Origin of the sequence: Streptomyces sp. NBC_01717 (assembly GCF_036248255.1) — a bacterium.
Taxonomy (GTDB): domain Bacteria; phylum Actinomycetota; class Actinomycetes; order Streptomycetales; family Streptomycetaceae; genus Streptomyces.
Map to the genome: position 1 here is coordinate 6,731,405 of NZ_CP109178.1, position 21,631 is coordinate 6,753,035.

Consider the following 21,631-nt stretch of genomic DNA (forward strand, 5'->3'; position numbering starts at 1 on the left):
TCACACATATTGGTGGTCCTTGCGCGCACAGTAGTGCACCCGGGTTACGACCAGGAAGTAACCGCAGGTCCGGCGGCTCTACCCATGCTGCGCACGTCGTCCTAGGGTGATCGTCATGCGAGCCGGACCGAACAGCCGTGATGCCGCCACCGCACGCCGCACCCGCATCCATGTGGTCAGTGACGTGCATGGGAACACCGAAGCGCTGGCCCGTGCCGGGGATGGCGCGGACGCGCTCGTCTGTCTCGGCGACCTCGTGCTCTTCCTCGACTACGCCGACCACTCGCGCGGTATTTTCCCCGATCTCTTCGGTGTCGAGAACGCCGACCGGATCGTCGAACTGCGCACCGCCCGGCGCTTCGAGGAGGCTCGGGACTTCGGTCGCGGTCTCTGGGCGGGCCTGGACCGCAACGCCGCCATCGTCGGCGCGGTGCGCAAGCAGTACGCCGAGCTGTTCGATGCGTTCCCCACCCCCACGTACGCCACCTACGGCAACGTCGACATCCCCGATCTCTGGCCCGAGTACGCCCGTCCCGGCACCACCGTCCTGGACGGTGAACGCGTCGAGATCGGAGGCCGGGTCTTCGGTTTCGTCGGCGGCGGACTGCAGACCCCGATGCGCACCCCGTACGAGATCAGCGACGAGGAGTACGCCGCCAAGGTCGAGGCGATCGGCGAGGTGGACGTGCTGTGCACGCACATCCCGCCCGACGTCCCGGAACTGACGTACGACACCGTGGCGCGCCGCTTCGAGCGCGGCAGCCGGGCGCTGCTCGACGCGATCCGCCGGACCCGCCCCCGGTACGCAGTTTTCGGCCATGTCCACCAGCCGCTGGTCCGCCGGATGCGGATCGGCGCCACCGAATGCGTGAACGTCGGGCACTTCGCGTCGACCGGCCGGCCATGGGCCCTGGAGTGGTGACCAGGACCGGCGACCGGGACCGGTGGGCCGTGCCGACCGGACCCTGGGACGATGCGCCCCGCGCACGCGATAGCCTTCTGGCGGCAGGCCTCTGCCGACCGACCGGTACCCCGCACTGGAGGAGCCACAGCGATGGCTGAACACACCAGCTCGAGCATCACGATCGAGGCGGCACCGGCCGACGTCATGGGCGTGATCGCCGACTTCGACCGCTACCCGGAATGGACCGGCGAGGTCAAGGAGGCCGAAATCCTCGCCAAGGACGACAACGGCCGCGCCGAGAAGGTCCGCCTCGTCCTCGACGCCGGTGCGATCAAGGACGACCACACCCTCGCGTACACCTGGACCGGCGACCACGAGGTCAGCTGGACCCTGGTCAAGTCCCAGATGCTGCGTGCCATCGACGGCTCCTACGCACTGGCCCCGATCGGTGACGGCAGCCGCACCGAGGTCACCTACCGGCTGACCGTCGACGTCAAGATCCCGATGCTCGGCATGATCAAGCGCAAGGCCGAGAAGGTCATCATCGACCGCGCCCTGGCCGGTCTGAAGAAGCGCGTCGAGTCCGTCCCGCAGGGCTGACCCGGTGCGTACGGTCCTCGTCACCGGCCCCGGCGGCGCCGGCCGTACCACCGTCGCGGCGGCGACCGCACTGGCCGCCGCCCGCCGCGGCCACCGCACGCTGCTGCTGTCCGCCGACGCCATACCCGGCTTCCCCGACGCCACGGAACCCACCGAGGTCACCGATGGACTCCGGTTCGCCCGCGTCGACTCCGGCGAGCACTTCCGCACCGAACTCCTGGCTCTCCAGGACCAGGCGTCCCCGGTACTCGACCTGCTCGGCGGCAACCGGCTCGACGCCGAGGAGCTGACCGAACTCCCCGGCAGCGGCCAACTCGCCCTGCTGCACACCTTGCGCCGCGCCGCCGAGGGCGACTGGTCGCACGACGGCCACGAGCTTCTCGTCGTCGACCTGCCGCCGCTGCGCGAGGCCCTCGCCGTGCTCGCCCTGCCCGAGCAGCTGCGCCGCTATCTGCGCCGCCTGCTGCCCCCGGAACGCCAGGCCGCCCGCGCCCTGCGCCCGATGCTCGCCCAGCTCGCCGGCGTTCCGATGCCCGCCCAGTGGCTGTACGAGACCGCCGCCCGCCGCGACGCCGAGCTGGCCGCCGTCCAGACGCTGATCGAGGACCGGGGTACCACGGTCCGCCTCGTCGCCGAACCCGGACCCGCCGCCGAGGACGCCCTGCGCACCGCCCGCACCGGACTCGCCCTGCACGGGCTGCGCGTCGACACCCTCACCGTCAACCGGGTGCTGCCCCGTCACTCGTCCGACCCGTGGTTCGCCGCGCTCGCCGCACAGCAGGAGAAGTGCGTCGACCACTGGTACGAGGAGTGGGCGCCGGCCACCTCCTTGTGCGAGGTGGCCCACCTCGGCCGGGACCCGCAGGGGCTCGACGACCTCACCCTTCTCGGCACCGGGGCGAACCGGACCGCCACCGAGGCGGCGGGCGACGGGGGAGACGGCTTCGAGGGCGACCGTCTCGCCTTCGAACCGGCCGACCGGACCGGCGGGCGCGCCGACAACCCCTGGTGGATCGAGGGCCCGGGCGTCCCGGACGGCCCCGAGGGGGGCCTGGTCTGGTGCCTGCCGCTGCCCGGAGCCGTCAAGGAGGAACTCCAGCTGGTGCGGCGCGGCGACGAATTGCTCCTGACCGTCGGCCCGTTCCGCCGGATCGTGGAGCTGGAGTCCGCGCTGCGCCGCTGCACCGTCTCCGGCGCGGCGCTCACCGACGGTGTGCTGCGCGTCCGGTTCACCCCGGACCCGGGCCTGTGGCCGCGGACCTCCTGAACGGCGTACCACCGTTCGGGTAACGTCGGTAGTGCGTGTCCCGTATGCGCCACCGTACGTGTCCCGTACGCGTCACCGTCCGCAACCATGTCGCAGGAGTCCGCCATGAGCGAAGCCACCGATCGTCCCGTCGACGACGACGCGTGGGCGAAGGCCTGCGCCGAGGATCTCGAAGCGGAGAAGGCCCGCCGCCGCGCCCAGCACGGCCCGCCGCCCGGCTCCGCCGCCGAAGAACTGCGCAAACTGGTCGATGCCGTGGCCGACAAGGTCGCCGCCCTCCAGTCCCCGCTGTTCGGCGTGGCGGCCCAGGGCGCCGTACAGCAGGTGATCAAGCAGGCGAAGTCCGTCGTCGAGCCGGTCATCGAACGCAACCCCGATGTCTTCGACCACATCGCCGCGGCCGGCAGCGAACTCCTCGCCGCCTACCGCTCCGCCGTCGAGAGCCAGGAACGTCGCTGGACCCAGGGCGCCTCCGACTCCGGCGGCCCCTCGAAGAAGGCCGACGACCCCACCGACCCGCGCGACGGCGGCACCGGCGGGGGCGAACACATCGACCTGGACTGACCGGCACCGATAGGGCGGGGACCGGTGCTCGGGTACGGTTGCCCATAGCGGGGCTCGACCGAAACTGAGGGATTCATGGGACTCACCATCGGCGTCGATATCGGCGGCACGAAGATCGCGGCTGGAGTGGTCGACGAAGAGGGCCGGATCCTCTCGATGTTCAAGGTGCCGACCCCGCCGACGGCTGAAGGCATCGTGGACGCGATCGCGGCGGCGGTAGCCGGCGCGAGCGAGGGACACGACGTCGAAGCAGTCGGCATCGGCGCTGCCGGATACGTCGACGACAAGCGCGCCACGGTGCTGTTCGCGCCGAACATCAACTGGCGGCACGAGCCGCTCAAGGACAAGGTCGAGCAGCGCGTCGGCCTCCCGGTCGTCGTCGAGAACGACGCCAACGCAGCGGCCTGGGGCGAGTACCGCTTCGGCGCCGGCCAGGGCCACGACGACGTCATCTGCATCACGCTCGGCACCGGCCTGGGCGGCGGCATCATCATCGGCAACAAACTGCGCCGCGGACGCTTCGGCGTCGCCGCCGAATTCGGCCACATCCGGGTCGTCCCGGACGGGCTGCTCTGCGGCTGCGGCAGCCAGGGATGCTGGGAGCAGTACGCCTCCGGGCGTGCGCTCGTCCGGTACGCGAAGCAGCGCGCCAACGCCACCCCGGAGAACGCCACGATCCTGCTCAGCCTCGGCGACGGCACGGTGGACGGCATCGAGGGCAAGCACATCAGCCAGGCCGCACGCCAGGGCGACGCGGTGGCGATCGACTCGTTCCGCGAGCTGGCCCGCTGGGCCGGCGCCGGACTCGCCGACCTCGCCTCGCTCTTCGACCCGTCCGCGTTCATCGTCGGCGGAGGCGTCTCCGACGAGGGCGAGCTCGTGCTCGACCCGATCCGCAAGTCGTTCCGGCGCTGGCTGATCGGCGGCGAATGGCGCCCGCACGCCCAGGTGCTCGCGGCCCAACTGGGCGGCAAGGCCGGACTGGTGGGCGCGGCGGACCTGGCCCGGCAGGGCTGAACCACCCGGTCACGGACATCACCGGACGCCCGTCGCGCCCCCTGTGGGAGCGGCGGGCGTCCGTCGTATCGTGAGCGGTATGGTCCTGACGCCGCTGCCCGACTCCCGTACCGAGCCGGATGGTTCGGCCGTCATCAGAGTGCTCAGCTACAACATCCGGTCGATGCGGGACGACCGCGAGGCCCTGGCCCGCGTCATCCGCGCCTGCGCACCCGATCTGGTCTTCATCCAGGAAGCCCCGCGCTTCTTCCGCTGGCGCAAGCGCGCCGCCTGGCTGGCGGCCCACACCGACCTGGTGCTCCTCTCCGGCGGCGCCACCGCGGCCGGGCCCCTGCTGCTCTGTTCGCTGCGCGCCACCGTGGAACGAACGGAGGATCTGCTGCTGCCACGCACCCCTGGACTGCACCGCAGGGGGTTCGCCACGGCGGTGGTGCGGATCGCGGGCACCCGGATCGGTCTGCTGAGTTGCCATCTCAGCCTGCGGCACGACGAACGCCTGGCCCAGGCAGATCTGCTGCTCGACCGGCTGGATGCCATGCAGGTCGAGCACGCCATCGCGGCCGGCGATCTCAACGACGGCCCGGAGGGGAAGGCCTTCCGGCTGCTGGCCGGGCGGCTCCAGGACTGCCGGTCGGTCCGGCCGTGGGGCGCCGACCGGACCTTCCCGGCGCACGATCCGCGCCTGCGCATCGACGCGATCTTCGCGACCGCCGGGATCGAGGTCCTCGGCTGTGGAGTCCCGTCGGGGCTGCACGGCATCACCGAGCCGGACCTGCGGGCGGCCACGGACCATCTGCCGGTTCTGGCAGCACTCCGGGTGCCCGCCCTCGCCTCCCTCGCCGAACCGGCTTGATCCCGGGGGCGGCTGGTCGCACTGCCCCGGGAGCCGTGTCAGACGACCGCGCCGCGCCCCGGATCGTCGTCGTCCTCGTCGGTGTCCTGCATCCGCGCGACCAGGGTGACGAAGCCGCCCAGGAAGCCGCCGACGCAGAGCGTGGTCAGCCACCACGTCATGTCCCACTGCAGCAGCACCGCGATCAGCAGCAGTACCGGCCCGCCGACGACCGCGAGCCAGGCGAACTTCGCCGGGACGTCGGCCTCCGGCAGCGGCGGCGGCTCCGGCGGGACGAAATGCCCCTCGTCGTGGTTGTCCGCGTCGTCCCCGTCGGCCGGCTCCGTCACCTCGTAGTCACGCGGACCGTTGACACCGGGCGCGAAGACGACCGAGCTGCCGAGCGGCTTCTCCGGCGGCTTCGGGGGCCCCTGCTTCCCGGCACCCTTGTCGGGGTCCAGGACGTTGCGCTGATCGTCCTCCAGCTGCGCGAGGTCATCGATCGACTTGAACGGCTTGGCACCCGGCGGGTCCGGCGGCTCCTCGCCGTACCCTGCGACGATCGCTTCCCAGACGGCCGCCTCGTCGATCGGGTCGCCCTCGCCCCTGGGCCTTGCCGGGGCATCCTGCGCACCCGCGCCCCCGTCGGGCACGGCCGCTCCCTCGGTGGGGCGCGGTTCGCGCTCCTCCTCGCTGCCCGCGCGCTCCGCGTCGTGCTCAGCCACCGGATGTGCTCCCCTTCTTTCCGACGCTCGGAGCGAGGCGGCCGATGAACGAAATGCTCTCGTCGAAGATCCGCTCCGCATCGTGGTCCAACGTCGCCACGTGGTAGCTCTGTTCCAGCAGGATCTCCTCGACATCCGTGGACGACACCCGGCTGAGGATCCGCGCCGAGTCGGCCGGCGGCACCACGTGGTCCTGCGGGCTGTGCAGCAGCAGGAGCGGCTGGGTGACCTGCGGCAGATCGGTGTCGACCAGCCGGAAGAAATTCCGCAGCGAATGCGCCGCGTGCAGTGGCACCCGGTCGTAGCCGATCTCCACGGAGCCGTCCCGCGCGATGTCGTTGGCCACGCCCTTCGTCGACGGCAGCAGATGACGGACGACCGGCAGTGCGTACGCCGCCAGGCCGTGCACCTTGTTCCCGGGGTTGACCAGAACCAGGCCGCTGATCGCGTCCCCGTGCTTCGCCGCCAGCCGCAGCGCCAGCGCGCCGCCCATCGACAGCCCGAAGACGAAGACCTGACTGCACCGCTCCGACAGGGCCCGCAGCTCCCTGTCCACCTCCGCGTACCAGTCCTGCCAGCCCGTGACCTGCATGTCCTGCCAGCGCGTGCCGTGCCCGGGCAGCAGCGGCAGCGAGACCGTGAGTCCGCGCTCCGCCAGATGGTCGGCCCAGGGACGCAGCGACTGCGGTGAACCGGTGAATCCGTGGCAGAGGAGGACGCCGACCTCTCCGCCCTCGTGGCGGAACGGCTCGGCTCCAGGAAGGACCGGCACGGGGGTCTCCTGTTCGTGAGGCTCGAAGGGGAGCGAAAGGGGGGAGTGCAAGAGGATTACTTCACCGTACGCGACCGGGCTGACACCGACCAGGGTCGTCACCGGTCACAGCCGTGCTTCGGCCCCGTGCCGGGCAGGAACGGCAGCGGCACCACGGGTTAAGGTCAGTGCGACAGCACACAGGAGGCACCCGAGTTGATCTACGGCGCAATGAAGTTCTCCATCGGCGGGTCATTGAAGCTCGCCTTCAGGCCGTGGGTGGAGGGCCTGGAGAACATCCCCGCTCAGGGGCCGGCGATCCTCGCGAGCAACCATCTCTCGTTCTCCGACTCCTTCTTCCTGCCGGCCGTCCTGGACCGCAAGGTCACCTTCATCGCCAAGTCCGAGTACTTCACCGGACCCGGCGTGAAGGGCAGGCTCACAGCCGCCTTCTTCAAGGGCGTCGGCCAGGTCCCGGTGGACCGCTCCGGGGCCCGCGGTGCCGGTGAGGCGGCCATCAAGGCGGGCATAGAGGTCATCGAGAGCGGTGGACTCTTCGGTATCTACCCGGAGGGCACCCGGTCGCCCGACGGCCGGCTCTACCGCGGCAAGCCCGGCGGACTGGCCCGCGTGGCCCTCGCCACCGGAGCGCCCGTCATCCCCGTCGCGATGATCGACACGGAGAAGATCCAGCCGCCCGGTCAGCTGATGCCCAAGCTGATGCGCCCCGGTATCAGGATCGGCAAGCCGCTCGACTTCAGCCGGTACCACGGCATGGAGGGCGACCGCTTCATCCTGCGCTCGGTCACCGACGAGGTGATGTACGAGATCATGAAACTCTCCGGCCAGGAGTACGTCGACATCTACGCGACCGCGGCAAAGCGGCAGATCGCGGACGAGGCGAAGCGCAGGGCCGAGGAGGAGAAGCACGCGGGCGGAAAGCCCGGAATGCAAGGGTGACGAATCGGTCCGGTGCGTAACCGCGCCGGCGTCCGTCGGGGGGTGGGGGCATGGCCAAGCGCGAGCGGGTCGTACGCATGTCGGTCGAGCAGCCGCTGTGGCGTGCGCTGACCGCGTACCGGATTCTGACGATGCTCTATGCGAGTCTGCTCGCCGTCTTCGGCCGGGGCGAGTACGAGCGGCCTTGGGTGGCCTTCGGCTACCTGGTCGTCATGGCCGCCTGGACCCTCGCCACGCTCCCCAAGGTCGCGGGCGCGGTGAGCTGCACCAAGCGCTTTCTCGGTGCCGACCTCGCGCTTGCTCTGGTCGGTATTCTGCTGACCCCGCTCGCGGACTTCGACGCCCAGCACATGGACGGCTCGACCCTGCCGTCCATCTGGACCGCGGGTTCCGTCCTGGCGTTCGCGATCAAGGGCGGCTGGCGGTGGGCGGCCTTCGCCTCCACCTTCGTCGCCGCAGCCAACATCGTCGAGCGCGGCGAACCCAGCCGCGACACCTTCCACAACGTCCTGCTGGTCTGGGTCGCCGCCATCGCCATCGGTTACGTCGTCGAGGTGGCCAGGGCCAGTGAGCGCACCCTGGCCCGCGCCCTGGAGATCGAGGCCGCCACCCGGGAACGCGAGCGGCTGGCCCGCGGCATCCACGACAGCGTTCTCCAGGTCCTCGCGATGGTGCAGCGCCGTGGCACTGCGCTGGGCGGCGAGGCGGCCGAGCTGGGCCGGATGGCCGGGGAACAGGAGGTCGCCCTGCGCACCCTGGTCTCCAGCGGACTGGTGCCCACCACCCGGGTCTCCGAGGACGCCGCCGAGGGCGCGGTGGTCCGTACCGTCGAGGTCGACGACGAGGAGGACGGCCCGGCCGGCGGGGCCGCATGCGATCTGCGCTCCCTGCTCGCCCCGCACGCCGGCTCCCGGGTCAGCTTCGCGGAGCCCGGCGCCCCGGTACTGCTCGCTCCGGCGGCGGCGAAGGAACTCGCGGCCGCTGTCGGTGCCGCCCTGGACAATGTGCGGGTGCACGCGGGCCAGGACGCCCAGGCCTGGATCCTCGTCGAGGACTGGCCGGACGAGGTGATCGTGACGGTCCGGGACGACGGCCCGGGCATTGCGGAGGGGCGGCTGGCGCAGGCAGAGGGGGAGGGGCGGATGGGGGTCGCCCTGTCGATCCGGGGGCGGCTGCGTGACCTGGGCGGCACGGCAGAGCTGATCTCGGTGCCCGGCCAGGGCACCGAGGTCGAGTTGAAGGTCCCAAAGGTTTCGAGGACTCCGAACGATTCACGGGGGAAGGCAGGTTCCGGCCGATGAGCGCGGACAACGTGACGAAAGCGACCGGCGCGACGAGCGCGGCGGGCGGGCAGGGCGCCACGCAGCGGGGGATCAGGGTGATGGTGGTCGACGACCACCCGATGTGGCGCGACGCCGTCGCCCGCGATCTCGCCGAGTCGGGCTTCGACGTGGTGGCGACCGCCGGTGACGGCCCGCAGGCCGTACGCCGGGCGAGGGCCGTCACCCCTGACGTCCTGGTGCTCGACCTCAATCTGCCGGGGATGCCCGGCGTCCAGGTCTGCAAGGAGCTCGTCGGCTCCCATCCCGGCCTGCGGGTCCTGGTGCTCTCCGCGAGCGGCGAGCACGCCGACGTACTGGAGGCGGTGAAGTCCGGCGCCACCGGCTATCTGCTCAAGTCGGCCAGTACGCAGGAGCTGACCGAGGCCGTGCGGAGCACCGCGGTCGGCGACCCGGTCTTCACCCCGGGCCTCGCCGGACTGGTGCTCGGCGAGTACCGCAGGCTGGCCTCCGAGCCGGTGCCCGTCGCGTCCGACGAGCCGAAGGCCCCACAGCTGACCGACCGGGAGACCGAGGTGCTGCGGCTCGTCGCCAAGGGGCTCTCGTACAAGCAGATCGCCGAGCGGCTCGTCATCTCGCACCGCACCGTCCAGAACCACGTCCAGAACACCCTGGGCAAACTCCAGCTGCACAACCGGGTGGAGCTCGTGCGGTACGCGATCGAACGCGGCCTCGACGACGTCTGAGAGCAGGAACGCCGAGAGCGACTGCGCCTCGGCGACACGGGTGATCAACTCCGGTTTATTGCGCGGGAATTGACCTTCCGACCCATCCCTGAGTGACCTGGATCACCATTAGCGTGGTCGTAGCGAGCTCACTTCGGCGAAGGGATGCTTCCATGCGGGTCGGAGTACTGACCGGGGGCGGCGACTGCCCCGGGCTCAACGCGGTCATCCGCGCCATCGTCCGCAAAGGCGTGCAGGAGTACGGCTACGACTTCATCGGCTTCCGGGACGGCTGGCGCGGCCCGCTGGAGGGGGAGACCGTCCCGCTCTCCATCCCGGCGGTGCGCGGCATCCTGCCGCGCGGCGGCACCATCCTCGGTTCCTCGCGCACCAACCCCCTCAATGCGGAGCACGGGGTCCGCCGGATCAGGGACAACCTCGCCAAGTACGAGGTCGACGCGCTCGTCACCATCGGTGGCGAGGACACGCTCGGCGTGGCGGCGACCCTGTCCGACGAGTACGGCATCCCGTGCGTCGGCGTTCCCAAGACCATCGACAACGACCTTTCGGCCACCGACTACACCTTCGGTTTCGACACGGCGGTCGGCATCGCGACCGAGGCCATCGACCGTCTGCACACCACCGCCGAGTCCCATATGCGGGTCCTCGTCGTCGAGGTGATGGGCCGCCACGCGGGCTGGATCGCGCTCCACTCCGGGCTGGCAGGCGGCGCTAACGTCATTCTCATCCCCGAGCAGCGCTTCGACATCGAACAGGTCTGCGCCTGGGTGACCTCCCGCTTCCGGGCAAGCTACGCACCGATCGTCGTCGTCGCCGAGGGCGCCATGCCCGCCGAGGGGGAGCTGATCCTCAAGGACGGATCCCACGACTCCTTCGGCCATGTCCGGCTGTCCGGCGTCGGTGAATGGCTGGCCAAGGAGATCGAGCGGCGCACCGGTAAGGAGGCCAGGACCACGGTGCTCGGCCATGTCCAGCGTGGCGGCACCCCCAGCGCCTTCGACCGCTGGCTGGCCACCCGCTTCGGGCTGCACGCCATCGAAGCCGTCAGGGACGGCGACTTCGGTGTGATGGTCGCCCTGCGGGGCACGGACATCGTGCGGGTGCCGATCGCGGAGGCGACCGCCCGGCTCAAGACGGTCGACCCGGCGCTCTACACGGAGGTCGGCGTCTTCTTCGGCTGAGCACGGCGGGGGTACGGGCCGTATATTCGCGGCTATCCGGTCCGTACTCCTGCCTGTCTGGAGAAACCGTGGAAATCCTGGCATTCGGTGTGCAGTCCGACGAGAAGCCGCTGATCGAGAAGGCCTTCGCCGGACAGCACGAAGTCCGTTGCCTGGACGTCTTCCTCAACAAGGACACCGCGCCCATCGCGGCGGGCTACGAGATCATCTCCACCAGTGTCAACGCCGATCTGGGCAGCAGCGTGCTGCAGACCCTCGCCGCGGGCGGCACGCAGATGATCGCCCAGCGTTCCACCGGCTTCAACAACATCGACCTGGACGTCGCCGAACGCCTTGCGCTGCGGGTCGCCCGGGTCTCCTTCTACTCGCCGTACGCGGTCGCCGAATTCGCCTGGACGCTCGCCATGGCGGTCAACCGACGGATCATCCGAGCCGCGAGCCGCACCCGCGACTTCGACTTCCGCCTCGACGGCCTCCTCGGCCGGGACATGCACGGCCGTACGGCCGGCGTGGTCGGTACGGGCAAGATCGGCGAGGCCTTCACCCGTATCGCTCATGGCTTCGGGATGAAGCTGCTCGGCTGGGACGTGGTCGAGAACCCGGCCTGCGTCGAGCTCGGCATGACGTACGTCGAGAAGGAACAGCTCTTCGCCGAGTCCGATCTGATCAGCCTCCATGTCCCGCTGCTGCCCGCGACCCGTCGCATCATCGGCAAGGACGCCCTGTCCCTGATGAAGGACGACGCGATCCTGATCAACTCCAGTCGCGGCGGACTGATCGACAGCACCGCTCTGGTCGCCGAACTGCGGGCGGGCCGCTTCACCGGCGTCGGACTCGATGTGTACGAGGCGGAGGCCGGACTCTTCTTCCTCGACAAGTCCCTGGAGGGCATCGACGACGACACCCTGGCCCGGCTCGTCACCTTCCCGAACGTGATCGTCACCTCGCACCAGGCGTACTACACACAGGACGCCGTGGCACAGATCATCGAAGCCACCGTGCAGAACGTCGCCGACTACCTGGCCCGCCGCCGCAGCGACAACGTCCTCGTTCCCGCGCTCCGCGAGGACTGAGCCCCGGATCTCCTCCGGAGCCCCGCCCGCGTCCGGCGTCAGCTGTGCACGGGCAGCCCCGCCAGTAGCTCGGCGACGATCGACGCCCCGCGCAGCGTCAGCACCGACTCCGGGTGGAACTGCACCGATGCGAACCCGTCCCCGCGCAGCGCGTGCAGCTCTCCGGTGGCCGCGTCCCGGCTCACCTCGATGGAATGCGCAGCCAGCTCGGTGACCGTCTCGTCGTCGCAGCGAGCGGTGAAGCTGTTGTAGAAGCCGACCGTCTCCGGGCGCCCGAACAGTTCGATCCGGGTCTGCGCGCCCTGGTACGGCACGGTCTTGCGGACGATCTCCAGGCCCAGCTCCGCCGCGATCAGCTCATGGCCCAGGCAGACCCCGAGCAGCCCGTGCCGGTGGTCCCGGACCAGCTCCGCCGCGAACTCGCGCAGCAGCCGCATCTTCGGATCGCCGGTGTCCGCCGGATTCCCGGGCCCGGGGCCCAGCACGACCGGGCCCAGGTGCGCCCGGACAGCCTCGCGCAGCCCCGGCTCGTCGTAGCGCCGCACCGACACCTCCAGGCCCGAGGCGCGCAGCAGATGCGCCAGCATGGCGGTGAAGGTGTCCTCGCCGTCGATCACCAGTGCATGGCCGGACAGCTCCTGCGTACGCTCCTGCATCCGCAGCCAGAACGGTGCGAGCCCGTCCCGCCGGGCGTCCAGCGCGGCCCGCACCCGAGGATCGCCGGCCAGCCGCGGACGTGTCCTCTCGGCCCGTGGCCGCCCGGGCCGCACCCCCAGCGCGGCCAGCACCCCGGCCGCCTTCGCATGGGTCTCCGCGACCTCGCCGGCGGGATCGGAGTGGCGTACGAGCGTCGCCCCGACCGGCACCCGCAGCCGCCCGTCGGCCGCGATGTCGGCGGTACGGATGAGGATCGGCGAGTCGAGGGTCTGCGCCCCGCCCGGCTCCTGCCCCAGCAGGGCCAGCGCGCCGGCGTAGTATCCGCGCCCGCCGGGCTCGTACCGCTCGATGACCCGGCAGGCGTTCTGCACGGGCGAACCGGTGACCGTCGCCGCGAACATGGTCTCCTTCAGCACCTCCCGCACATCCAGTGAGGAGCGCCCGCGCAGCTCGTACTCGGTGTGCGCGAGATGGGCCATCTCCTTGAGACGTGGCCCGATCACCACCCCGCCCATGTCACCGACGGTGCACATCATCTTCAGTTCCTCGTCGACCACCATGGAGAGTTCCTCGGTCTCCTTGCGGTCACCGAGAAAGGCCAGCAGACTCTCGGCGGTCGGCCCCTCGGCGGGGTAGCGGTACGTCCCGCTGATCGGGTTCATCACGACCGTCCCGCCGGACATCCGCACATGCACCTCGGGACTGGCGCCGACCAGCGTCCTGTCGCCGGTGTGTACGACGAACGTCCAGTACGCGCCCCGCTCACCGGCAAGCAGCCGCCGGAAGAGTGCCAGCGCGTCGGCCCGGTCGAAGCCGGGGATCCCGCCCTGGAAGGTACGCCGGATGACGAAGTTCGCGCCCTCGCCGTGTCCGATCTCGTCCTCGATGACCCGCCGGACGATCCCGGCGTACTCCTCGTCGGGTACGTCGAAGGCCCCGCCCTCGACCCGCACGTCATGGGTGGGCAGCACGTCGAGCACGGTGGCGAGCGGCAGTTCGTACGTCTCGTCCGCGACCAGTACGGACAGCGGTGTCCCGTCGTCGCGCACGTCGAAACCGCGCTCGGCGATCTGCCGGAACGGCACCAGGGCGAGCGACGGCTGCGGACCGACGGGCAGATCGGCGAGCCGGTCCACCTCCCGCACCCGTCCGATCAGGACCTCGACGGTGTCGTGATCTCGGCCGGGGGTGCGCCTGCGCAGCAGTGCGAACGGCGGGCAGTCGTCCGTCAGGAGCCGCTGGACGACGAGCTCGGTGGGGTCGGGCATGAGGTGTTCCTTCCGGATGGAGGAACGGCTCCCGAAACGCAGAGAAGGCCGCCCCTCGGGCGGCCTTCGCGTGGTCTGTCGCGCGATGAATCAGTGGGCCGCCGGATGAGCGGTCCACCACCAGTTCTGATGCGTCTGCGCGAACATGTTCCGCACCCTACCGGACGTCCACCGGTCCAGACGGGCGTCTCATCTGTTGAGCCTACGGATGAGCGCCCCACGAGACCCCGTAATGTTGTGGATGTGACCGTGAACGCCAATACCTCCGTCGCCGGTGGCAACACCTGGCGAGACCTTCCCGCGGCGCAGCAGCCCGAGTACCCCGATGCCGAGGCTCTGCGCGATGTACTCGCGGACCTCACGTCGTATCCGCCGCTCGTCTTCGCGGGCGAGTGCGACCAGCTGCGCGCCCGCATGGGAGCCGTCGCCAAGGGCGAGGCGTTCCTGCTGCAGGGCGGCGACTGCGCCGAGGCTTTCGACGCCGTGTCCGCCGACCACATCCGGGCCAAGCTGAAGACGCTGCTCCAGATGAGCGCCGTCCTGACCTACGCGGCCTCCGTGCCCGTCGTCAAGGTGGGCCGGATCGCCGGCCAGTACTCCAAGCCGCGCTCCAAGTCGACCGAGACCCGCGACGGCGTCACCCTGCCGACCTACCGCGGCGACTCCGTCAACGGCTTCGCCTTCACCGAGGAAGCCCGGATCCCGGACCCTGAGCGACTGAAGCAGATGTACCACGCATCCGCTTCCACGCTGAACCTGGTCCGCGCCTTCACCACCGGTGGATACGCCGACCTGCGCCAGGTGCACGCCTGGAACCAGGACTTCGTGAAGTCGTCCCCGTCCGGTCAGCGCTACGAGGCGCTGGCCCGCGAGATCGACAACGCGCTGAACTTCATGAAGGCGTGCGGCACGGACCCGGCCGAGTTCAAGGCGGTCGAGTTCTACTCGTCGCACGAGGGACTGCTGCTGGACTACGAGTCGGCGCTGACCCGCACCGACTCGCGCACCGGCCGGCTGTACGACACCTCCGGCCACATGGTCTGGATCGGTGAGCGCACCCGTCAGATGGACGGCGCACACATCGAGTTCGCCTCGAAGATCCGTAACCCCATCGGCATCAAGCTCGGCCCGACGACCACCGTCGACGAGGCGCTCGGCTACGTCGAACGCCTCGACCCGGAGCGCGAGCCCGGCCGGCTGACCTTCATCGTCCGCATGGGCGCCGACAAGGTCCGCGACAAACTTCCCGCGCTGGTCGAGAAGGTCACCGCCTCCGGGGCGGTCGTCGCCTGGGTCACCGACCCGATGCACGGCAACACCTTCGAGGCGGCCTCCGGCCACAAGACCCGTCGCTTCGACGACGTCCTGGACGAGGTCAAGGGCTTCTTCGAGGTGCACAAGGGCCTCGGTACGCACCCGGGCGGCATCCACGTCGAGCTCACCGGTGACGATGTCACCGAGTGCGTCGGCGGCGGCCACGAGATCTTCGTGGACGACCTGCACCAGCGTTACGAGACGGCCTGCGACCCGCGCCTCAACCGCAGCCAGTCGCTGGACCTGGCCTTCCTGGTCGCCGAGATGTACCGGGACCAGTAGGACAGTCACCGCGGGTACCGCACGTACGACTGTGGGGCACGGATCGATGTGATCCGTGCCCCACAGTCGTACCGGGGCTTTACGGGAGTGGAGCGCCGGGTAAGGTTAGGTTAGCCTCACCGATCAGTCGGGACGGCGCCAACGATCGATCCCGTCGGGAGGTGAACCGCATGTACGTCTGCTCGTGCTTCGGCGTTACGGAGCAGCAGGTCAAGGAGCATGCGGACGCCGGGGCGTGCACCCCCCGCCAGATAGCCTCCGCCTGCAAGGCGGGCACGGACTGCGGCGGCTGTGTCCGCAGGATCCAGGCGATGCTGGGCCGCGGCGCGTGCGGTCGTCGCGAGCTGCTCGAGCAGAAGCTGACGCCCGGTGTCGAGTCCGGTGCGGCCTCCGACGCCGACCCGGGCAGGGCGCCGGGTATCGCCCCCGGCGGGGCTCCGGGCATCGCCCCCGGCAGAGTCCCGGGCATCCGGCTCCCCGACGCGGCCTGAACTCAGGACTCGGGAGGCTCGGGACCTCAGCTGTCCGGCTGCTCGATCTGCTGCGCGATGTAGTGCGGCTCGCCGAGCTTCTCGATCAGCTCCAGCTGGGTGTCGAGGTAGTCGATGTGGTGCTCCTCGTCCTCGAGGATCGACTCAAAGATATTCGCGGACGTGATGTCGCCCTTGCCGCGCATCAACTCGACACCGCGCTTGAGCCGGTCGATCGCCTCCACCTCGATCTGGCGGTCGGCCTGGAACATCTCCGTGACGGTCTGGCCGACCCGCACATGGAAGAGTCGCTGGTAGTTGGGTAGTCCGTCGAGAAGGAGAATGCGGTCCGTCAGCTTCTCGGCGTGGTTCATCTCGTCGAACGACTCGGAGCGCGTGTACTTCGCCAGCTTCGTCCAGCCGAAGTTCTCCTGCATCTTTGCATGCAGGAAGTACTGGTTGATGGCAGTCAATTCGGCGGTCAGCTGTTCGTTCAGGAACTCGAGGACCTCGGGGTCGCCCTGCATCGCAGAGGCTCCTTCCAACCGTGAACCGGGCAAGTTGGCCGCATCCTCGCACCGCACCCATCGGTCGTCCAGTAAGTACACGCTTAGTAGGGGTTGCCCTGAATCGCCTCTGCCCTGGTCATGACCACCCCTGCCTGTCTGTCACCATGGAGTCATGGGTCAGCCGGAAAGCCGGGAATACCGCGAATCAGAGCAGTCCGAGCTTCCGCCGGGACAGCGACTGCAGCGCGGCTGGCCGGTTACCCACTACGGGCCCGTTCCCAAGTTCAAGCCCGACCGCTGGGAGTTCCGGGTCTTCGGAGCCACGGCGGACGGCGAGAAGCGCTGCTGGAACCATGAGGAGTTCTCGGCCCTGCCGTTCTCCTCGGTCATCGCCGATCTGCACTGCGTCACCAAATTCAGCATGCTCGGTGCCGAATGGGGCGGGGTTCTCGCCCGTACGATCCTCGAACTGGCGCCGCCCTCGCCCCAGGTCACCCATGTGATGGTCTGGGCCGAGTACGGATTCAGCTCGAACCTGCGGCTCACGGACTTCGCCGCGGACCGAGCACTTTTCGCCACTCACCAGGGCGGTGAACTGCTCACCGCCGAGCACGGCTTCCCGCTGCGTCTCGTCGTACCGCATCTGTACGCCTGGAAGGGGCCCAAGTGGGTCCGGGGCATCGAGTACATGACCGCCGATCGCCGGGGCTTCTGGGAGGAGCGCGGCTATCACAACATCGGCGACCCGTGGAAGGAACAGCGCTACTCCTACCAGGAGGAGCCCGGGGACGGCCCCGAGCTCTGACCCGTCGGGCCCGGTCGCTGCGGGTCCGCCCTCAGTGGTGGTACGGGTGCACCACCGCGTGCCCCCTGCCGCGGCCGATCATCCACTTGTTGACCGGTGTGGTGACGACGAAGGCGGCGGTCAGCGACAGCGCGAGGGCTCCCCAGAACAGCGCGTCGGCGAGCTGCGCGTCCATGGCGCCCGGCCACAGCGCGATCACACCGTTGTCGATCAGCTCCATCACCGCGATGGAGAGGGTGTCGGCGGCGAGGGCGACCCGGAACGCCGTACGGAAGTCGACGCCGGCCTTGAGGATGGAGCGCAGCGTCAGCGTGTAGCCGAATGCGAAGGCCAGGATGATCGCGAGGGTCATCGTCTCCGCGTTGCCCCAGCCGAAGGCCGTACCGATCACCATGCCGAGGATCTCGCCGACGGCGCATCCGGTGAGGCAGTGCAGCGTGGCGCGGGCCGCCATGGGCCAGCCGGCCTTGCCGGGAGCGAGCGCCGAGTGGCCGGCGTGAGCTGAACGGTCTGCGTGGTCTGTGTGCCGGCTGTCGTGGCCATGGTGCTCGTGCTCATGCCGGCCCTGCTGCTCGTGCTGTCCGTCGCGCGTGTCGTGCTGCATGGCGATCCCCCAATGCCGGTAGCGGTTCCCTTCCACCGCAGGAACCGTATACCCCCTGGGGGTATTCCTCATGCTTTCGCGAATTCAGCCCCGGTCGCGCAGCTCCTTGAGTCGCGCCACATCCGCCGCGTGGCCTTCCTTGCCGCCCGGCGTCTCGATGACCAGCGGCACCCCGGCCGTCGCCGGGTGCGAGAACAGCTCCTGGAACGGCTCCTCGCCGATGTGCCCGGCGCCGATGTTCTCGTGCCGGTCCTTCTGGGCCCCCACCACGTCTTTGGAGTCATTGGCGTGGATCAGTTTCAGCCGGCCCTCACCGACCGTCTCCACCAGCAGATCCAGGGTCTGCTTCATGCCCGCCGGGCCCGCCAGGTCGTGGCCTGCCGCGTAGATGTGGCAGGTGTCGAGGCAGATACCGAGCTTGGGGTGGGCGTCCAGCGCCTCGAAGTACGGGCCGAAGTCCCAGGTCCGTGAGCAGAGCGAGAACCCCTGTCCGGCGGTCGACTCCAGCAGCAGAAACGGGTCGTCGTCGTGGGTCAGCTCGTCGAGGAGCGGCCGCATGTGCGTCCGCACCTGGGCCAGGGCCTCCGCGCGCGGCCTGCCGCCGGTCGCGGAGCCCGTGTGCACCACGACGCCCAGGGCGCCGATCTCGCGGGCCCGGCGCAGGGAGTGGCGCAGCGACTCCACTGACCTCTCGACAGTGGCCTCGGTGTGCGAGCCGAAGTTGATCAGATACGGGGCGTGGACGTACGCCGGTATCGACTCGGCGGTGCACTCGGCGCGGAACTGTTCGTCCTGCGCCGGGTTCCCGGCCGGTGTCGCCCAGCCGCGCGGATTGGCGACGAAGACCTGGACGGCCTCCGCCCCCATCTCGCGGGCGTAGGGCAGGCCGACCTTGGCGAGGCCGCCGGCCACCGGGACATGGCCGCCGACTGGGTTGCGCATACGGATCTAGAGTCCCTTGGTCTTGATGGTGATGGTGCTGCCCTCGGGGGCCCGGTCGCCGCCGTCGACGGACTGGCTCGCGATCGTGTCGCTGAAGGAGAGGAACGGGCGGTCGACCTCGACCTCGAAGCCCGCGGCCTTCAGCAGGCGTGTGGCCTCGTCGACGTCCTTGCCGGTGACATCCGGGACATCGATCATCCGCGGGCCCTTGGAGACGGTGAGCGTGATGGTGTCGCCCGCGGCTGCCTGGGTGCCCCCGCCCGGTGACTGACGCGCGATGTCGCCCGCGGCCTCGGGCGAATTGACCCGGCCCGGCAGCACCTCGGTCTTCAGGCCTTCCTCGTCCAGCGCGTCGGTGGCCTCCTGGACCGACAGCCCGGTCAGGTCGGGGACATCGACCGGGCTGCCCTTGCTGACGACCAGGGCGACCGCGGAGTCGGGGTGGCGCTCCGCGCCCGCTCCGGGATCCGTACGGATCACCTCGCCCTGCCCGATGTCCTCGCTGAACTCCTTGGTGACCATGCCGGGCACCAGGCCCACCTTCTTCAGTGCGCGCCTGGCCTCGGCGAGCCCGGTGCCCCGGACGTCGGGGACCTTCACGATTTCGGGGCCGCGCGAGACGACGATCTTCACCGAGCCGTTGCCCCGGATCCGGGCGCCCGACTTCGGGTCGCTGCTGATGACTTTGCCGCGGTCGATGTCGTCGCTGTAGGCCCGGTCGACGCCCTTCAGCTCGAGGCCGGAGTCCGAGAGCCGCTCGCGGGCGGCCTTCTCGGTCTGGCCGAGCAGCGAGGGGACCCGGGTGAACTGTCCCGAGTTGATGTACCAGACACCGGCGCCGACCCCCAGCACCAGCAGCACGGCGACGATCGCAGTGAGCATCCCGCGCCGCGGACCATCGCGTCGCGGCCCGCTCCTCGCCGGCTCGGGCGGCAGGGGAGGGGGCATCTCCAGCCGGCTGGTGTGATGGGCGGTGCCCTGGTCGACCGGGAGCACCCGGCGGATCACGCTCGTCCGGTCCTCGGCGTCGTCGTGTGCCTCGGCGAGGGCCTGCGGCGGTACGGCGTCCAGCTGGCCGTCGGTGAGCGTGGCCCGCGCGGTACGGGACTCGGCGAGCAGGGCCACGGCGTCGAACGGACGGGCCTCCGGGTTCCGGGCGGTGGCGCTCGCGACCAGTTCGTCCAGCTCGGTCGCGAGCCCCGGCACGACGGCCGACGGCGCCGGCACGTCCTCGTTGAGGTGCTGGTAGATGACCTGGGCGGGGGTGTCGCCGGTGTGCGGCTTGGCGCCCGTCAGCATCTCGTACAGCACGACGCCGCAGGCGTACACATCGGTGCGGGTGTCCGCCGTGCCGTGCTCGATCTGCTCGGGGGCGAGATAGGAGACGGTGCCGAGGACCGTTCCGGTGGTGTTGGTGTCGGAACCCACGGCCCGTACGAGACCGAAGTCCGCGACCTTCACCCGGCCGTCGTCCCCTATGAGGACGTTCTCCGGCTTCATGTCGCGGTGCACGAAGCCTGCCCGGTGTGCGGCGCCGAGCGCCGCGAGGACCGGCTCCAGGATGTCCAGCGCGGCTCTCGGCTGCAGGGCGCCGCGCTCACGCAGGACGTCGCGCAGCGTGCAGCCCGCCACGTACTCCATCGCCAGGTAGACGTACGCCCCCTGGGCGCCCTGGTCGAAGACAGCGACCACATTGGGGTGCGCGAGCCGGGCCACGGACTTGGCCTCGCGGATGAAACGCTCGACGAACGAGGCGTCGGTCGCGAGGGCCGGGTGCATCACCTTGAGGGCGAGCACCCGGTCGAGCCTGGTGTCCATGGCCCGGTAGACCGTGGCCATCCCGCCCACGGCGATGCGGGCATCGACGCGGTAGCGGCCGTCGAGCAGCTGCCCGACGATGGGGTCTCCCTGGCCGAACGCCGGGGAAGGGTCCTGGAGGGTCGTATCCACACGAGCGAGTCTACGAGCCGCCGAGGACAGGGCTGACGGGCCGGGCGATCCCGGGGCCGTACTGCAGCCGAGCCGTGACAGGGACATGCGCGTCACACGCCTGCGGCGCTGTGCGGCCCGCGTGCGTACGGGTGCTCAGAACGCGGGCCGCTCCGGGTCCAGCGCAGCCCGCCCCTCCATCGGTGACGACGCCTCGGCGAAGTGGCGCCTAGGGATCCGGCCCGCGCGGTACGCCAGCCGTCCGCCGTCCACCGCGTGCCGCATCGCTGCCGCCATCAGCTCGGGTTCCTGCGCCCGGGTCACCGCCGACGCCAGCATCACTGCCGCGCATCCCAGCTCCATCGCGAGCGCCGCGTCCGACGCGGTCCCGGCGCCGGCGTCGAGAATCACCGGTACCCGGGCGTGCTCGACGATCAGCTGGAAGTTGTGCGGGTTGCGGATGCCGAGACCGGAGCCGATCGGGGAGCCGAGCGGCATGATCGCCGCACATCCCACGTCCTCCAGCTTCCGAGCCAGCACCGGGTCGTCATTCGTGTACGGGAGGACGGTGAAACCGTCGTCCACCAGCGTCTCCGCGGCGTCCAGCAGCTCGATCGGATCGGGCAGCAGGGTCCGCTCGTCGGCCACCACCTCCAGCTTGATCCAGTCGGTGCCCAGCGCCTCGCGGGCCAGCCGCGCGGTCAGCACGGCCTCGCCCGCGGTGAAGCAGCCCGCCGTGTTCGGCAGGACGCGGATCGAGAGCCGTTCCAGCACGGAGAGCACCGAACCCTGCACGGTCGGATCGAGGCGGCGCATCGCGACGGTGGTCAGCTCGGTGCCGGACGCGGTCAGCGAGCGTTCCAGCACGTCGAGGCTGGGCGCCCCGCCCGTCCCCATGATCAGCCGGGAGCCGAACGTGGTGCCGCCCAGGGTGAAGAGATCGTCGGACAA

23 protein-coding genes are annotated in these 21,631 nt (G+C 70.2%); 14 read left to right on the forward strand and 9 right to left on the reverse strand.

The window, feature by feature from the left end; translation table 11 throughout:
- The first annotated feature begins 115 nt into the window (after positions 1-115).
- The 6 genes from OHB49_RS30460 (at position 116) to OHB49_RS30485 (ending at position 5,205) form a co-directional block, all read left to right on the forward strand.
- A complete protein-coding gene (locus OHB49_RS30460) occupies positions 116-922 on the forward strand; it encodes a metallophosphoesterase family protein (RefSeq protein ID WP_313936906.1) in 807 nt (268 codons plus the stop codon).
- Between the two features lie 132 nt (positions 923-1,054).
- Positions 1,055-1,504, forward strand: a complete 450-nt coding sequence (locus OHB49_RS30465; protein WP_030972988.1) for an SRPBCC family protein — start codon at positions 1,055-1,057, stop codon at positions 1,502-1,504.
- A 4-nt stretch (positions 1,505-1,508) separates the two neighbouring features.
- Positions 1,509-2,771 carry an ArsA family ATPase gene (locus OHB49_RS30470; RefSeq protein WP_329164141.1) on the forward strand — a complete coding sequence of 421 codons (1,263 nt, stop codon included), beginning with the start codon at positions 1,509-1,511 and terminating at the stop codon, positions 2,769-2,771.
- A gap of 105 nt (positions 2,772-2,876) precedes the next feature.
- Positions 2,877-3,335 (forward strand): DUF5304 domain-containing protein, encoded by a 459-nt coding sequence (locus OHB49_RS30475; RefSeq protein ID WP_329164142.1) that lies wholly within the window; start codon positions 2,877-2,879, stop codon positions 3,333-3,335.
- 75 nt (positions 3,336-3,410) lie between these two features.
- The gene (locus OHB49_RS30480; protein WP_329164143.1) at positions 3,411-4,352 is read left to right on the forward strand and encodes an ROK family glucokinase; all 942 of its coding nucleotides are present in this window, start codon (positions 3,411-3,413) and stop codon (positions 4,350-4,352) included.
- 79 nt (positions 4,353-4,431) lie between these two features.
- On the forward strand, positions 4,432-5,205 hold the full coding sequence (locus OHB49_RS30485) for an endonuclease/exonuclease/phosphatase family protein (RefSeq protein ID WP_329164144.1): 774 nt from the start codon (positions 4,432-4,434) through the stop codon (positions 5,203-5,205).
- Positions 5,206-5,243: 38 nt separating this feature from the next.
- On the opposite strand, the gene OHB49_RS30490 is transcribed toward OHB49_RS30485, so the two are convergent.
- Both OHB49_RS30490 and OHB49_RS30495 read right to left on the reverse strand, forming a co-directional pair.
- Positions 5,244-5,909, reverse strand: a complete 666-nt coding sequence (locus OHB49_RS30490) for a hypothetical protein (protein ID WP_030972977.1) — start codon at positions 5,907-5,909, stop codon at positions 5,244-5,246.
- Entirely contained in the window at positions 5,902-6,681 is a 780-nt protein-coding gene (locus tag OHB49_RS30495) for an alpha/beta hydrolase (RefSeq protein WP_313936900.1), read from the reverse strand. The genes OHB49_RS30490 and OHB49_RS30495 overlap by 8 nt, the downstream gene beginning before the upstream one ends.
- Positions 6,682-6,891: 210 nt before the next feature.
- On the opposite strand from OHB49_RS30495, the gene OHB49_RS30500 reads away from it, so the two are divergent.
- The 5 genes from OHB49_RS30500 (at position 6,892) to OHB49_RS30520 (ending at position 11,900) form a co-directional block, all read left to right on the forward strand.
- Positions 6,892-7,620 carry a lysophospholipid acyltransferase family protein gene (locus OHB49_RS30500; RefSeq protein WP_052189664.1) on the forward strand — a complete coding sequence of 243 codons (729 nt, stop codon included), beginning with the start codon at positions 6,892-6,894 and terminating at the stop codon, positions 7,618-7,620.
- Positions 7,621-7,670: 50 nt separating this feature from the next.
- Positions 7,671-8,921, forward strand: coding sequence for a MacS family sensor histidine kinase (gene macS, locus OHB49_RS30505; protein ID WP_329164145.1), 1,251 nt, complete (start codon positions 7,671-7,673; stop codon positions 8,919-8,921).
- A gap of 80 nt (positions 8,922-9,001) precedes the next feature.
- Positions 9,002-9,646, forward strand: a complete 645-nt coding sequence (locus OHB49_RS30510; RefSeq protein WP_329166675.1) for a response regulator transcription factor — start codon at positions 9,002-9,004, stop codon at positions 9,644-9,646.
- A gap of 152 nt (positions 9,647-9,798) precedes the next feature.
- On the forward strand, positions 9,799-10,827 hold the full coding sequence (locus tag OHB49_RS30515) for a 6-phosphofructokinase (protein ID WP_329164146.1): 1,029 nt from the start codon (positions 9,799-9,801) through the stop codon (positions 10,825-10,827).
- A gap of 68 nt (positions 10,828-10,895) precedes the next feature.
- Positions 10,896-11,900, forward strand: a complete 1,005-nt coding sequence (locus OHB49_RS30520) for a 2-hydroxyacid dehydrogenase (protein ID WP_329164147.1) — start codon at positions 10,896-10,898, stop codon at positions 11,898-11,900.
- A 38-nt stretch (positions 11,901-11,938) separates the two neighbouring features.
- Here OHB49_RS30520 and OHB49_RS30525 read toward each other — a convergent pair whose 3' ends face one another.
- Both OHB49_RS30525 and OHB49_RS45895 read right to left on the reverse strand, forming a co-directional pair.
- A complete protein-coding gene (locus OHB49_RS30525; protein ID WP_329164148.1) occupies positions 11,939-13,825 on the reverse strand; it encodes an anthranilate synthase family protein in 1,887 nt (628 codons plus the stop codon).
- 90 nt (positions 13,826-13,915) lie between these two features.
- Entirely contained in the window at positions 13,916-13,972 is a 57-nt protein-coding gene (locus OHB49_RS45895) for a trp operon leader peptide (RefSeq protein WP_107063558.1), read from the reverse strand.
- A 102-nt stretch (positions 13,973-14,074) separates the two neighbouring features.
- Here OHB49_RS45895 and OHB49_RS30530 point away from each other — a divergent pair, with 102 nt between their 5' ends.
- A complete protein-coding gene (locus tag OHB49_RS30530) occupies positions 14,075-15,421 on the forward strand; it encodes a class II 3-deoxy-7-phosphoheptulonate synthase (protein ID WP_030919235.1) in 1,347 nt (448 codons plus the stop codon).
- A 170-nt stretch (positions 15,422-15,591) separates the two neighbouring features.
- Positions 15,592-15,912, forward strand: coding sequence for a (2Fe-2S)-binding protein (locus OHB49_RS30535; protein WP_329164149.1), 321 nt, complete (start codon positions 15,592-15,594; stop codon positions 15,910-15,912).
- Between the two features lie 26 nt (positions 15,913-15,938).
- Here the strand turns inward: OHB49_RS30535 and bfr are convergent, their stop codons facing one another.
- On the reverse strand, positions 15,939-16,418 hold the full coding sequence (bfr, locus tag OHB49_RS30540) for a bacterioferritin (protein ID WP_030972952.1): 480 nt from the start codon (positions 16,416-16,418) through the stop codon (positions 15,939-15,941).
- A gap of 154 nt (positions 16,419-16,572) precedes the next feature.
- On the opposite strand from bfr, the gene OHB49_RS30545 reads away from it, so the two are divergent.
- Positions 16,573-17,205 carry a sulfite oxidase-like oxidoreductase gene (locus OHB49_RS30545; RefSeq protein ID WP_329164150.1) on the forward strand — a complete coding sequence of 211 codons (633 nt, stop codon included), beginning with the start codon at positions 16,573-16,575 and terminating at the stop codon, positions 17,203-17,205.
- Between the two features lie 31 nt (positions 17,206-17,236).
- Here OHB49_RS30545 and OHB49_RS30550 read toward each other — a convergent pair whose 3' ends face one another.
- From OHB49_RS30550 to OHB49_RS30565, 4 genes are all read right to left on the reverse strand, one after another.
- Positions 17,237-17,809: a DUF4396 domain-containing protein gene (locus OHB49_RS30550; RefSeq protein ID WP_443079679.1), complete on the reverse strand. Its 573-nt coding sequence runs from the start codon at positions 17,807-17,809 to the stop codon at positions 17,237-17,239.
- 84 nt (positions 17,810-17,893) lie between these two features.
- Positions 17,894-18,751 (reverse strand): deoxyribonuclease IV, encoded by an 858-nt coding sequence (locus OHB49_RS30555; RefSeq protein ID WP_030972947.1) that lies wholly within the window; start codon positions 18,749-18,751, stop codon positions 17,894-17,896.
- A gap of 6 nt (positions 18,752-18,757) precedes the next feature.
- Complete coding sequence (gene pknB, locus OHB49_RS30560; protein WP_030972945.1) at positions 18,758-20,701, reverse strand: Stk1 family PASTA domain-containing Ser/Thr kinase; 1,944 nt, start codon at positions 20,699-20,701, stop codon at positions 18,758-18,760.
- Between the two features lie 135 nt (positions 20,702-20,836).
- Positions 20,837-21,631, reverse strand: coding sequence for a thiazole synthase (locus OHB49_RS30565; RefSeq protein WP_329164152.1), 795 nt, complete (start codon positions 21,629-21,631; stop codon positions 20,837-20,839).

Bases quoted from the DNA above. Each gene is read 5' to 3' on its own strand.
- OHB49_RS30460 (WP_313936906.1), top strand. From the start codon at position 116: ATGCGAGCCGGACCGAACAGCCGTGATGCCGCCACCGCACGCCGCACC.
- OHB49_RS30465 (WP_030972988.1), top strand. From the start codon at position 1,055: ATGGCTGAACACACCAGCTCGAGCATCACGATCGAGGCGGCACCGGCC.
- OHB49_RS30475 (WP_329164142.1), top strand. From the start codon at position 2,877: ATGAGCGAAGCCACCGATCGTCCCGTCGACGACGACGCGTGGGCGAAG.
- OHB49_RS30480 (WP_329164143.1), top strand. From the start codon at position 3,411: ATGGGACTCACCATCGGCGTCGATATCGGCGGCACGAAGATCGCGGCT.
- OHB49_RS30485 (WP_329164144.1), top strand. From the start codon at position 4,432: ATGGTCCTGACGCCGCTGCCCGACTCCCGTACCGAGCCGGATGGTTCG.
- OHB49_RS30500 (WP_052189664.1), top strand. From the start codon at position 6,892: ATGAAGTTCTCCATCGGCGGGTCATTGAAGCTCGCCTTCAGGCCGTGG.
- macS (WP_329164145.1), top strand. From the start codon at position 7,671: ATGGCCAAGCGCGAGCGGGTCGTACGCATGTCGGTCGAGCAGCCGCTG.
- OHB49_RS30510 (WP_329166675.1), top strand. From the start codon at position 9,002: ATGGTGGTCGACGACCACCCGATGTGGCGCGACGCCGTCGCCCGCGAT.
- OHB49_RS30515 (WP_329164146.1), top strand. From the start codon at position 9,799: ATGCGGGTCGGAGTACTGACCGGGGGCGGCGACTGCCCCGGGCTCAAC.
- OHB49_RS30525 (WP_329164148.1), bottom strand. From the start codon at position 13,825: ATGCCCGACCCCACCGAGCTCGTCGTCCAGCGGCTCCTGACGGACGAC.
- OHB49_RS30535 (WP_329164149.1), top strand. From the start codon at position 15,592: ATGTACGTCTGCTCGTGCTTCGGCGTTACGGAGCAGCAGGTCAAGGAG.
- bfr (WP_030972952.1), bottom strand. From the start codon at position 16,418: ATGCAGGGCGACCCCGAGGTCCTCGAGTTCCTGAACGAACAGCTGACC.
- OHB49_RS30545 (WP_329164150.1), top strand. From the start codon at position 16,573: ATGGGTCAGCCGGAAAGCCGGGAATACCGCGAATCAGAGCAGTCCGAG.
- OHB49_RS30550 (WP_443079679.1), bottom strand. From the start codon at position 17,809: ATGCAGCACGACACGCGCGACGGACAGCACGAGCAGCAGGGCCGGCAT.
- OHB49_RS30555 (WP_030972947.1), bottom strand. From the start codon at position 18,751: ATGCGCAACCCAGTCGGCGGCCATGTCCCGGTGGCCGGCGGCCTCGCC.